Source organism: Sorangium sp. So ce176 (assembly GCF_051519835.1).
In the GTDB taxonomy this organism is placed as follows: Bacteria; Myxococcota_A; Polyangia; order Polyangiales; family Polyangiaceae; genus Sorangium; species Sorangium cellulosum_G.
Genome location: NZ_CP150371.1, coordinates 7850445 through 7861933, shown reverse-complemented (window position 1 = coordinate 7861933; position 11489 = coordinate 7850445). Strand labels below are relative to the sequence as shown.

Annotated in this window: 9 protein-coding genes; 2 read left to right on the top strand and 7 right to left on the bottom strand. The window is 71.3% G+C overall.

Features of this window, described 5'->3' with window-relative positions; all coding sequences use genetic code 11:
• Positions 1-36: 36 nt before the first annotated feature.
• On the bottom strand, positions 37-1122 hold the full coding sequence (locus WMF42_RS29465; RefSeq protein WP_233561631.1) for a hypothetical protein: 1086 nt from the start codon (positions 1120-1122) through the stop codon (positions 37-39).
• 547 nt (positions 1123-1669) lie between these two features.
• Here WMF42_RS29465 and WMF42_RS29460 point away from each other — a divergent pair.
• Positions 1670-3094 (top strand): peptide MFS transporter, encoded by a 1425-nt coding sequence (locus tag WMF42_RS29460; protein ID WP_061608943.1) that lies wholly within the window; start codon positions 1670-1672, stop codon positions 3092-3094.
• A 120-nt stretch (positions 3095-3214) separates the two neighbouring features.
• Here WMF42_RS29460 and speD read toward each other — a convergent pair whose 3' ends face one another.
• The 4 genes from speD to WMF42_RS29440 all read right to left on the bottom strand — a co-directional run bounded on the left by speD (position 3215) and on the right by WMF42_RS29440 (position 7986).
• Positions 3215-3574, bottom strand: a complete 360-nt coding sequence (gene speD, locus WMF42_RS29455; protein ID WP_061608944.1) for an S-adenosylmethionine decarboxylase — start codon at positions 3572-3574, stop codon at positions 3215-3217.
• A 125-nt stretch (positions 3575-3699) separates the two neighbouring features.
• On the bottom strand, positions 3700-4425 hold the full coding sequence (locus tag WMF42_RS29450) for a hypothetical protein (protein WP_061608945.1): 726 nt from the start codon (positions 4423-4425) through the stop codon (positions 3700-3702).
• A gap of 166 nt (positions 4426-4591) precedes the next feature.
• Positions 4592-5059 (bottom strand): PaaI family thioesterase, encoded by a 468-nt coding sequence (locus WMF42_RS29445; protein WP_061608946.1) that lies wholly within the window; start codon positions 5057-5059, stop codon positions 4592-4594.
• The gene (locus WMF42_RS29440) at positions 5056-7986 is read right to left on the bottom strand and encodes a 2-oxoglutarate dehydrogenase E1 component (RefSeq protein WP_437686198.1); all 2931 of its coding nucleotides are present in this window, start codon (positions 7984-7986) and stop codon (positions 5056-5058) included. The genes WMF42_RS29445 and WMF42_RS29440 overlap by 4 nt, the downstream gene beginning before the upstream one ends.
• Positions 7987-8128: 142 nt before the next feature.
• Here WMF42_RS29440 and WMF42_RS29435 point away from each other — a divergent pair, with 142 nt between their 5' ends.
• Positions 8129-9766, top strand: a complete 1638-nt coding sequence (locus WMF42_RS29435) for a glucose-6-phosphate isomerase (protein WP_061608948.1) — start codon at positions 8129-8131, stop codon at positions 9764-9766.
• Positions 9767-9835: 69 nt separating this feature from the next.
• Here WMF42_RS29435 and WMF42_RS29430 read toward each other — a convergent pair whose 3' ends face one another.
• Together WMF42_RS29430 and WMF42_RS29425 are read right to left on the bottom strand one after the other, a co-directional pair.
• Positions 9836-10540, bottom strand: coding sequence for a hypothetical protein (locus tag WMF42_RS29430; RefSeq protein ID WP_437686197.1), 705 nt, complete (start codon positions 10538-10540; stop codon positions 9836-9838).
• A gap of 46 nt (positions 10541-10586) precedes the next feature.
• The gene (locus WMF42_RS29425) at positions 10587-11387 is read right to left on the bottom strand and encodes a hypothetical protein (protein ID WP_437686196.1); all 801 of its coding nucleotides are present in this window, start codon (positions 11385-11387) and stop codon (positions 10587-10589) included.
• Positions 11388-11489 lie beyond the last annotated feature (102 nt).

The window sequence follows — 11489 nt, the reverse complement described above, 5'->3', positions numbered from 1 at the left end:
CACGGTGAGACAGGGGACCCGGTTCCTCGCACCTCCTCACCGGAACGCGCCGAGGCCGAACGACGAGCACGGCTCGCCGTCGCGCGCCGCGAAGGCCGCGAGCTGCTTCTCCGGCGGATACATGTACCCGAACAGCGTGCACATCTCGTTGTCCCCGAGTCCGAACCTGAGATCGTGCTCCGACGTGTTCCGGAACCGGCACGCATATCGAATGGAGTCGCCGTCGCCGAGCGAGATCGCCTGTCGGTAAACCTCGATATCGCCCTCGAGGTCGAACGCGCCTCCCTCGTAGATGCGCGCCTCGCCGCCGTCCTCGCGGACGACGTCCACGTCGAAGGCCTCGGCGTAGCGGTGCGTGTGGGGCATGAGCGACACGATGTTCCCGCCGAACGTCGCGCACGTTGCGCCCACGCTCCGGGTGGCGCGCGGCGGGACGAGGAAGTCGTTCACGTTGATGACGAACGGCACGAGCTCCTCGGCGCGCTCCGAGAGGGGCATGGTGAAGAAGTCATAGGCGAGCTCGACGACAGCGGGCTCGGCCGACGGGTTGAGCAGGTGGACGCTTGTCGCGATCTCGCGGGACGTATCGAGGGTGAAGCCCATCCCCGGCGGAAACGCGAGCGTCTCGGCGCCGACGACCTGGGTGGAGCTCGCGAAGAGGACGTCCGGGATGACGTAGGGCAGCGCGCCGAAGGGATCGTCGGCGCCCGGATGGCAGCCCGGGTAAGGGTTCGGCCCGAACGCCGGATTGACCGGCTTGGCGATGACGTTGCTGTGGTGCAGCCCGGCCGTCGTGTAGACGCGCGCCGCGTGGACGGTCGTGTTCACGAGGGCAGGGAAGGGCCAAGAGAGGCAGAACGTGGTCTCCTCGCCGGGCGCCAGGGTGCGCGGCGGCGCGATGATCCTGAAGCCGCTGCGCGGCGGCTCCGGCAGCGCGAGCCGGGCGGGCGGGGCGCCGAAGGCGACGACGTTGTCGTGGTCGACGCGCTCCTCCGGCTCGTAGCGGGCAGCGGGCTGGACGCACCGCCCGCGAAAGAGCTCCTCGCCGGGCGCGCACGCCGCGGGCGGAGAGGGCTCGAGTCCGGCGCAGGCGGAGAGGAGCAGAGTCCACAGGAGACACATCAAACGTGCTCTGTCCGCGGGGACAAAGCGAGTTTTGGTTGGTTGCATCACAGGCCATCTACGACCGGCGGTGTCTGACCGGAACCCTCGACTGTCGATCTCCCGTGCTGCGCAGGAGGGCCTCACGCGGCCAGGGCGGAGCCGGCGATCCCGCCCGCGGCGCGCTCGGCGCAACAACGCGCGTGCCGTCGCTGTCGAGGTGCAGGCGAAAGCTGTCCAGCGCGTGCTGACGCTGCCCAGGCGCGGGCGGCCGCGGTGCCGTCACGCCCGCGCGGGCGCGGCCGTCGTTCCGCCACGCGGGCTGCGGCGCGATCGCGCGCGCTCCAGCGCAACGACCCGCTTGCCTGGACGACGACCCTGCGGCCTCGGCGCGCGGGGCTGCCCACGCGGACACCCTGTTCGCCCGGGTCGACGCTGTGCGCAACAAGGGCGTGACGTGGGCGTCGCGGATCGCGTAGCATCCGCGTGCCGAGGGGCAGCGTGCCCCACGATCCCCTGCATCGCCCGACGACCACGCAGCGTGGTCCCAGCTCGTGGAGAGGTAGCATTGAGCGAGCAAGCAACCGAGCCGGCCCTTCCCGTCACCGCTTTCGAGAGGCGCTTCAAGCACCCGCCGGGGCTCGTGATCCTCTTCTTCGCGGAGATGTGGGAGCGCTTTTCCTATTACGGCATGCGCGGCCTCCTCAAGCTGTATATGGCGAACTACCTGTTCGTCGCGGCGCGAGAGGCATATCAGGGGTGCCGCCAGCACGCGGCGCCGTGCGATCTCGTCGCTGGCAACCCGGAATCGGTGCTCGGCTGGGAGTTCATCAGGGGCTTTCTCCCGAACGCGCCCGGCGAGCAGGCGTCCATGCTCTACGGGCTGTACACCGGCCTCGTTTACCTCACCCCGTTCTTCGGCGGCATCCTCGCCGACAGGGTGTGGGGCCAGCGCAAGACCGTGGTGGTCGGCGGCGTCCTGATGGCCACCGGACACTTCGTCATGGCCTTCGAGAACTCGTTCTTCCTCGCGTTGCTCCTGCTCATCCTCGGCAATGGCGCGTTCAAGCCCAACATCTCGACCCAGGTCGGCAGCCTGTACCCGAAGGGTGATCCGCGCCGCGACGGCGCCTTCACCATCTTCTACATGGGCATCAACCTCGGCGCCTTCATCTGCAACTTCGTGTGCGGCACGCTGGCCGCCATCTACGGCTGGCATTACGGCTTCGCGGCCGCCGGCGTCGGGATGTGCCTTGGGCTCGTCGTCTACCTGATGGGGCAGAAGTACCTGGCCAAGGACAACCTGACCAAGGCGTCGGAGGGGGCGGGCGAGCAGAAGCAGCCGCTCACCAGCGACGAGTGGAAGCGCGTCGGCGCGCTCGTCGCGCTCTGCGCGCTCAACGTCGTCTTCTGGGCGGTCTACGAGCAGCAGGGCAACACGATGCAGAGCTGGGCCGACGAGAAGACGGTGTGGCCCAATGTCCTCGGCTTCCAGATCCCCTCGACGTGGTTCCAGTCGGCGAACCCGCTCTTCATCATCCTGTTCGCGCCGCTCCTCGACATCTTCTGGCGCTGGCAGGCGAAGCGGGGCACGGAGCCGACGAGCGTGTCGAAGATGGCGATCGGCTGCACCGTCCTCGGGCTGTCGTTCGTCGTGATGATCCTCGGCGCGCAGGCCGTCGGCGACGGCAAGGGGAGCCTGTTCTGGCCGATCTTCTGCACGCTGCTCCTCACGATCGGCGAGCTCTACCTGTCGCCCATCGGCCTGTCGCTCGTGACCAAGGTCTCGCCGGTCCGGATCGTGTCGATGATGATGGGCATGTGGTTCGTCTCGAGCTTCTTCGGCAACACGCTGAGCGGCTATATCGGCATCTTCTACGAGCGGTGGTCGAAGGACATGTTCTTCCTGCTGCTGACCGTGCTCGGCGTCGGCGCTGGCGCCGCGATGTTCGCGTTCAACAAGCCGCTCCGCCGCGTGATCGGCAATCAGTGACACGGCCCCTCGCCTGACGCAGCGCCCTCCTCGGAGGGCGCGCGCAGCGCCCTCCTCCGCCCCACGCGACGCCCTTCTCGCCTCACGCAGCGCCCTCCTCGGAGGGGGCGTGCTGCCGCGTCAGGGCGCCCGCGCGCCGCCGGGGTCGACGATCCGCTCGTCGAGGGTGGCGAGGCGCCCCTCGGGCAGCGTGCTCCCGATGGCGGCCACGGCGCGGCGGACGCTCTCCAGCGTGCTGCAGGAGGCGACGTCGACGAAGAGCCGCCCCGACTCGGGCCAGGAGTGCAACGCCACGTGCGACTCGCCGACGACGGCGCATGCGGTGATGCCCTGGGGCGAGAACGGGACGACCACCATCTCGAGCAGCGTGAACGGCCCGGCGGCGACGGCCGCCTCCAGCGCCCCGCGGAGCGCGGCCGGGCTGTTCAGGAAGTCGAAGGGACAGCCCTCGAACAGGGCAAGCGCGATGAAGAGCTGCATCGGGTGAGCAAGCGCGGCGGTCAGCGCCGGCTGCGTAGGGTAGCCGAGCGCGCGCGCTGCGGAACCTGAAACGGGCGTGGCGCCAGGCCATCGCGGGGCGGCCGGGCGGGGCCGCCGCGCCGCGCTCAGCGCCGCCGCGCGATCTGGACGACCTCCCGCACCCGCTGCCCGCCCAGATCGAAGCGCCCCTCGAGCCCCGCGAACACGAAGCCGTTCAAGCGCCTCCCCGGGACCTCGCGGCCGCGCAGCGATCCCACGGTGTTCTCCCAGAGGAACATGTTGAGCCCGCCGCCGACCGACGGCCCGAGCGCGACGCTCTCCGACATGCGCACGTCGATCACCGCCTGCAGGCGCCCGAGCTCGATGCCGTGGGTCACCGTGTCGCCCCGCACCCCAGGCACCGCCGCGGCGGTCCACAGGGCCCGGTACCCGCTGCCCAGCGAGATCACCGGATCCACGCGCTCGAACGGCGCCAGGTGGAAGCTCGCCTCAGCGCCCAGCGTCATGCCGCGCACGTCGCTCCCGCGCCGCTCCGCGCCCGGCGCGCTGTACTGCTCGTAGCTCGACGTCAGCCCGAGGCCGACCCCCGGCACCGCGCGGTAGACGAGCTTCAGGCCCACGCCGGCGCCCGGGCCCGACACGTCGCGCAGTCCCCGCTCGCTCCCGATGTCGCCGAACCCCTGCGCGTAACCGAGGTTGAGCCCGACCTCGAGCGCATTGGCCGGCGCGCTCAGCGGAGAGCGCAGGTAGCTCGGCGGGACGTCGCCCTCGAAATCCTGCGCGGAGGCGACGCTCCCGCAGAGCACGGCGACCGCACCCGCGGCGATCGCGACCCCGGTGTTTGCCTTCATTGCGAATTCTCCTCGCTGCGCGGCGCCGCGAGGACGGCGGATCCGATCCGCGAGCCACGCCGGGAACGCCGCTCGCCGGGGCGCGAGCATCGCGTGTGCCACGGAGGCGGCGAGCACCGCGTTCCCGGTCGCGGGCGGGCCGCCCGCGCCGCGCGTCAGGCGGCGTCTACCAGCGGTGGTAGGCCGGGTGGCCTTCCTTCACCGCCACGAACGTCCCGCGGCACGTCGCCGTCACCCGGCCCCCGGCCTCGAGGGTCGCCTCGACGACGACGCGATCGCCCTCGGCCTCGGCCACCTGCGCCCGCAGGCGCACCGGGCCGAGCGGCGTCGGCTTCTTCAGCTTCACGTGGAAGTCCGCCGTCACCGTGCACGGCGGGGCGTCGGCCCCTCGCGCCCGCATGAGGTGGTAGGCCGCGGTCCAGTTCGAGTGACAGTCGAGCAGCGCCCCGAGGATGCCGCCGTTGACCATCCCGGGGAACGCCTCGTGGTGCGGCTCCGGCGTGAAGTCGCAGACCACCGCGTCGCCCTCGACGCGGCTCTTCAGCCGGAGCCCCCGGTCGTTCGCCGGCCCGCACCCGAAGCAGCGGCTCTGCGGCGCATACCTGTCCTGCAGGCTCGCCGCACCCTCGCTCACCGGCTGCCCCCCACGAACGCCTCGTCCATCAGCATCTTCTGCTCGAGGAGGTGGCTCGCCCGCGAGCCGGTCGACGGGCTCGCGCTCGGCGCGCGGCTCACGCACGAGAGCGGCAGCCGGTCGCCGATGCGGTTCTGGAGCACCGCGAGGATGTAGTACCAGGCGCCGTAGTTGCGCGGCTCCTCCTGGACCCACACGAGCGGCGTGCCGTCCTTGTAGGGCGCGAGCGCGCTCACGAGCTCCTCGTTCAGCGGGAAGAGCTGCTCCAGCCGCAGGATCGCCACGTCCTTGAGATCGCGCGCCTCCCGCGCCATCGCGAGGTCGTAGTACACCTTGCCCGAGCAGAGCAGGATCCGCTTCACGTCGGCCGGATCGACCCCGCTCGTGTCGGGCAGCACGCGGTGGAACTTGCCCTCGGAGAGGTCCCGGATCGTCGACACGGGCCGGTGCGGGCCCGTCGACGTCGTCGGGACGCGCAGCAGGCTCTTCGGCGTCGCGATGATGAGCGGCTTGCGCCACGGCCGGTGCACCTGCCGGCGCAGCACGTGGAAGAGCTGCGCCGGCGTCGTCAGGTTGCACACCTGGATGTTGTCCTCGGCGCTGTTCTGCAGGCAGCGCTCGACGCGGCAGCTCGAGTGCTCCGGCCCCTGGCCCTCGTAGCCGTGCGGCAGGTACAGCACGATGCCGCTCAGCCGGTGCCACTTGTCCTCGCTCGACGTGATGAACTGATCGACGATGACCTGCGCGCCGTTCAGGAAGTCGCCGAACTGCGCCTCCCAGATGACGAGCCCGTCCGGGTAGTCGAGGCTGTAGCCGAAGTCGAAGCCGAGCACGCCCGCCTCGCTGAGCGGGCTGTTGTACGCGTCGAACCGCGCCGGCCCCTCGGCCACGCGCGACAGCGGCGCGTAGCGCGCGCCCGTCTCGACGTCGCGAAGCACCGCGTGCCGGTGGCTGAACGTGCCGCGCTGCACGTCCTGCCCGGAGAGGCGCACCGGCGTCTTCTCCGCCAGCAGCGACGCGTAGGCGAGCATCTCGCCCGTGCCCCAGTCGAACGCCTCGCCCGCGACGAGCCGATCGTGCCGCTGCTGCAGCGTCGGCAGCACCCTCGGGTGCGCCTTGAAGCCCTCGGGCAGCTCGAGGAGCTTCTCGGACAGCGCGATGAGCTTCTCGGCCGGGACGTTCGTCGGCACCTCGGGCGTCGCGCGGTCGGCGCCGCCGCGGTAGTGCGACCACACGCCGCCCATCGAGTAGAGCACCGGCGCGAAGCCCTTCTGCTTCACCTCGTCGAGCGCGGCGGCGAGCGCCTCGCGGCGCCGCAGCACGATCTCCTCGGCCTTCTCCTCGGTGACCTGGCCGAGCTCCATGAGGCGCCGGACGTACACCTGCCGGACCGTGGGCTTCTTGTCGATCGCGGCGTACATCCGCGGCTGCGTGTAGCGCGGCTCGTCGCCCTCGTTGTGGCCGTACCGCCGGTAGCAGTACATGTCGATGACCACGTCCGAGCCGAAGCGCGTGCGGTAGTCGATCGCGAGCTGCGCGACGTGCGCGACCGCCTCCGGGTCCTCGCCGTTCACGTGGAAGACGGGGACCTTGAGCATCCGCGTGACGTCGGACGCGTAGCGGGTCGAGCGCCCCTCCATCGGGTCGGTCGTGAACCCGACCTGGTTGTTCACGATGACGTGGATCGTGCCGCTGGTCGTGTAGCCGGGCAGGTTCATCATGTTGAGCGTCTCGGCGACGACGCCCTGCCCGATGAACGCCGCGTCGCCGTGGATGAGCAGCGGCATCACGCGGCGGCGCGCGTCGGTCGTCCCGTCGGCGAGCCGCCGGTCCTGCTTCGCGCGGACGCGCCCCTGCACGACGGGGTTCACGAACTCGAGGTGGCTCGGGTTGAACGTGAGCGTGAGGTGGACGTTGCGCCCGTTCTCGAGCGTCCTGTCGGTCGAGTAGCCGAGGTGGTACTTGACGTCTCCGCTGCCGAGGTGGCGCTCCGCGTCCTTGTCCTCGAAGGCCGCGAAGATCTCGCGAAGGCTCTTGTCCATGATGTTCGCGAGGACGTTGAGCCGGCCGCGGTGCGCCATGCCGACCACGATCTCGTCGACCTGGTGCGACCCGGCGCGCTCGATGATGAGGTCGAGCAGCGGGATGAGGCTCTCGGCCCCCTCCAGCGAGAAGCGCTTCGTCCCCGCCCCGTAGGACTTGTGGATGAACTGCTCGAAGATCTCGGCGTCGGAGAGCTTCGTCAGGATGCGGAGCTGCTTCTGACGGTCGAGCGTCAGGCGGTTGCGCGTCGACTCCATCTGCTGCTGGAGCCACTGGCGCGCCTCGGGCTCCTCGATGAACGTGAACTCGACGCCGATCGAGCGGCAGTACGTCTCCTCGAGGCGGCGGATGATCTCGCGCAGCGTGAGGACGGGCGGCACGCCGGCGAGGTCGGTCGTGGGGAACGCGAGGTCGAGGTCCTCGACGCGCAGCCCGAAGTTCGTGAGGTCGAGCTCCGGCGGCGTCGCCGGCGGCAGGCCGAGCGGATCGACGTGCGCGAAGAGGTGGCCGCGCACGCGGTAGGCGTTCACGAGCGCGTAGACGCGCGCCTTGAGCGCGGCCTCGGCGAGCACCTTGAGATCGCGCGACGCCTCGATCGAGGTCGGGTGCTCGCTCAGCGTCTGCGCGAACGCCGCCTCCAGCGTCTTCGCGGCCTCGCCGTTCGTCTTCTTCCCGTTCCCGTTGCCCGGCGCGGACGAGGGCCGCAGCACATGAGGCTGCACGGTCGGCAGCGGGGCCGGAGCGGGCAGCCGGCCGGGCGCGGCGCTGCCATTCTTGCCCTCGAAGAACGTGCGCCAGCCGGGGTCGACCGACTCCGGATTCTCGAGGTACTGGGCGTAGAGCTCCTCGACGAGCCCTGCATTGATTCCGAAATCAAGCTGCATCGTGTTCAGGCTGCAAATAACGCGTGTCGGCTCGGCACGCTAGAGTCGTTTTCGATGGCTCTAGCGCATGGGGCGGAACATCGCGCGGGCAAGGGGTCCGAGCGCCTGGAGAAACGGTAGGGAGAAGCGGTAGAAGGGGGCCATGGATCAAGACCGCGCAACCGGGGGTCGAGGACCGGCGCCCGCCGTCCTCCCCTTCGACCGTTTCCGGGACCATCTCTTCCACGACCCGAGCCTCGGTTTCTGGCTGGATGTGAGCCGGATCCGCTTCGAGGACGGCTTCTTCGCCACGATGGAGCCGCGCGTCCAGGCGGCGCTCGCCGAGATGGCGGCGCTGGAGGGCGGGAGCATCGCGAACCCCGACGAGGGCCGCCGGGTCGGCCATTACTGGCTCCGCGCGCCGGAGCTCGCGCCCGAGGCCGCGCTCCGCGCCGCGATCGAGGCGACGAACGCGCGCATCCTGAGCTTCGCCGCGGACGTGCACGCGGCGCGGGTGCGGCCGGAGCGGGCGGCCCGCTTCCGCAAGGTGCTCGTCGTCGGGATCGGCGGCTCGGCGCTCGGGCCTCAGTTCGTCGCCTCGGCGCTCGGGACACCCGCCGATCGGATGCAGCCGTATTTCTTCGACAACACGGACCCTGACGGGATCGATCGCACGCTGGATGCGATCGGCGACGACCTCGGCGCGACGCTCGCTGTGATCATCTCCAAGTCGGGCGGGACGAAGGAGACGCGCAACGGGATGCTCGAGCTCGACGCGGCGTACAGGCGGCTCGGCCTCTCGCTCGGCGCGCACGCTGTCGCGGTGACGGGGGAGGGGAGCGAGCTCGATCGGTACGCGCAGAAGCACGGCTTCCTCGCGCGCTTCCCGATGTGGGACTGGGTCGGCGGGCGCACGAGCGAGCTCTCGGCTGTCGGCCTGCTGCCGGCGGCGCTCCAGGGGCTGTCGATCGTGGAGATGCTGCAGGGCGCGCGCGAGATGGACGAGGTCACGCGCTCGAAGGAGGCGCTCCGGAACCCGGCGGCGCTGCTCGCGCTCGCCTGGTACTCGGCGACGGGCGGCGTGGGCCGCAAGGACATGGTGCTGCTGCCGTACAAGGACCGGCTCGAGCTCTTCTCCCGCTACCTCCAGCAGCTCGTGATGGAGTCGCTCGGCAAGCGGCTGGACCGGCAGGGCAAGGAGGTCTTCCAGGGGATCGCCGTCTACGGCAACAAGGGCTCGACCGATCAGCACGCGTACGTGCAGCAGCTCCGCGACGGGCTCGACAACTTCTTCGTCACGTTCATCGAGGTGCTCCGCGACCGCGCGCCGTCGCGCGGCGCGCTCGAGGTCGACCCCGGCGTGACGACGGGCGATTACCTCTCCGGCTTCCTCCAGGGGACGCGCAAGGCGCTCACCGAGAGCGGGCGCGAGTCGATCTCGATCACGATCGAGGCCGTGGACGCGCGCGCCGTCGGCATGCTGATCGCGCTCTATGAGCGCGCGGTCGGCCTGTACGCGTCGCTCGTCGGCATCAACGCGTACCACCAGCCCGGCGTCGAGGCCGGCAAGAAGGCCGCGCAGGAGGTGCTCGACCTGCAGGCCAAGGTGCTCGCGGCGCTCGGCGCTGGCGCGGGGCGCGCGCTGCGGCTCGAGGAGATCGCGCGCGCGGCGGGCACGGACGACGTCGAGACGGTCTTCTGGATCCTGCGCCACCTCGCGGCGAACCCGGAGCGCGGCGTCGTGCGGGAGGTGCCGCAGGGGGGCTCGCCGTTCGACGCGACGTATCGTTCTGCGCAGTGATTGCGCGGTGATTGCGACCCGGTGAGGGGCCGCGCGGCAGGGGCCGCGCGGTCCGCGAGCCGCTGCGCGTCAGAAGCGGACGCGGAGGCTCCCGCCCGTCGGGCCGACAAGGAGCTCGGGGTCGTGGAGCGACACCTTGCGCGGGATGTCGCTGCGCACCCAGACCTTCTGGTTCGAGGCGAGGCCCGCGACGAGCAGCACGAAGCCCGTGACCTGCGTGATCCCGTCGAGGAGGATGAGGGAGCCGGCCACCTGGCCGTCGTCGTCGTTGAAGTCGACGTCCTCCCCCGTGGCGAGCGTGATGAACGGGCCGCCCACGGGCAAGAACAGCGGCACGTAGCTGCCGCTCCCGCGCTCGCCCTCGCTGAGGATGGTCCCGGCCGTCAGCGCCGCGAGCGCCCACCCGCTGCCGAGGACGATCGCCCCCGCGACCACCAGCCGGCGGTTCACCTGCGTCTCGAGGCGGTATCCATCCGGCGGCATGCCGTCTTGGTTGAAGGGAAGCGTCCGCGGCGTGCCGTAGATGATGGGCGGCGCATACGGCGCGTAGCCCGGCGGGGGCGCGTAGCCCGGAGGCGGCACGTAGCCCGTCAGGGGCACGTAGCCCGGCAGGGGCGCGTAGCCCGGCGGGGGCGCGTAGCCCGGCGGGGGCGCGTCGCCAGGAGGCGGCGCGCTCTGCGCGGACGATGGGGCGCTCTGCGCGACGGCCGGCGCGGCGAGCGCGAGCGCGCCGAGCAGCGTGGCCATCGAGAGGACGGTGCGGATCGCTGTCACGTGCGTCTCCCTTCGAGGTGAGGGCTCCCGGCGTGGGCTCGCCGGCTCAGAATCGCCATCGGAGCTCCGCGGACGACGCGCCGATCGAGACCGTGGGCCAGCGCGACGCGGCGCCGTCCTCGGTGCCGCGCGGGGGCACCTTGAACTGGCGCTGCAGGTAGACCTCCTCGTGGGCGAGGCCGGCGACGTAAAGGAGGAGCCCGCCGATCTGGGTCACGGAGTCCATCGTGAGCCAGAAGAGGCCCGCGCCCTCGACGTCGTCGAGGGTCGTCGTCGCGATCATCGGTCCGACGAACGGGATGAACAGCGGCCCGAACTCGTCGAAGTCCTCCTCCGCGAGGGTCGCGATGCCCGCCACCGTGAACGAGAGCGCGTACGAGACGCCGAACGTCACGAGCCCCGCCCCGGCGAGCGTGCGGTCCGCCCTGGTCTTGAGCGCATAACCGCGCGGGATCGGATCCCCCTCCTGGTACTCGATGGTCCGCGGGTTGGCCCACGGCGGGAGCGAGGGGGGCATCAAGTAATAGCCCTGCGGAACCAGCATCGGCGCGCCGCCCGGCGGCGCTGGCGACGCGCCCGGAGGCGCGACGGGTGACTCCGGAGGCGATGGGGACGGCTCCGGGAGCGCCGGCGTCTCGCCTGGAGGCGCCGCAGGCGCAGCGGAAGGCGCCGCAGGCGCGCCAGGAGGCGCAGCCGGGTTGCTCGGCGCGGGCCTGGGCCGGGCGGCCGGCGTTTGCGCTGCCGGCGCCTGCGCGGCCGCGGGCGCGGCGATCCCGAGCAGCGCGGCGAGCGCCGCGACGGCCGGCGCGCCGTGGGCGGGCAGCGCGGTGAGGCGGCGACGCGGCACGATACTCCCTTCCGTTTGCCTGAGCGGCATGCTGGCTCCCGTCGCGCTCGCGGCGACTCCAAGGAACTGCAGGTAGCTTCGTTGCAGCGAGGTCAGAATACG

Excerpts from the sequence above, each read along its gene's own strand:
- WMF42_RS29465 (WP_233561631.1), bottom strand. The coding sequence starts at position 1,122 with ATGTGTCTCCTGTGGACTCTGCTCCTCTCCGCCTGCGCCGGACTCGAG.
- speD (WP_061608944.1), bottom strand. The coding sequence starts at position 3,574 with ATGCAGCTCTTCATCGCGCTTGCCCTGTTCGAGGGCTGTCCCTTCGAC.
- WMF42_RS29450 (WP_061608945.1), bottom strand. The coding sequence starts at position 4,425 with ATGAAGGCAAACACCGGGGTCGCGATCGCCGCGGGTGCGGTCGCCGTG.
- WMF42_RS29440 (WP_437686198.1), bottom strand. The coding sequence starts at position 7,986 with ATGCAGCTTGATTTCGGAATCAATGCAGGGCTCGTCGAGGAGCTCTAC.
- WMF42_RS29435 (WP_061608948.1), top strand. The coding sequence starts at position 8,129 with ATGGATCAAGACCGCGCAACCGGGGGTCGAGGACCGGCGCCCGCCGTC.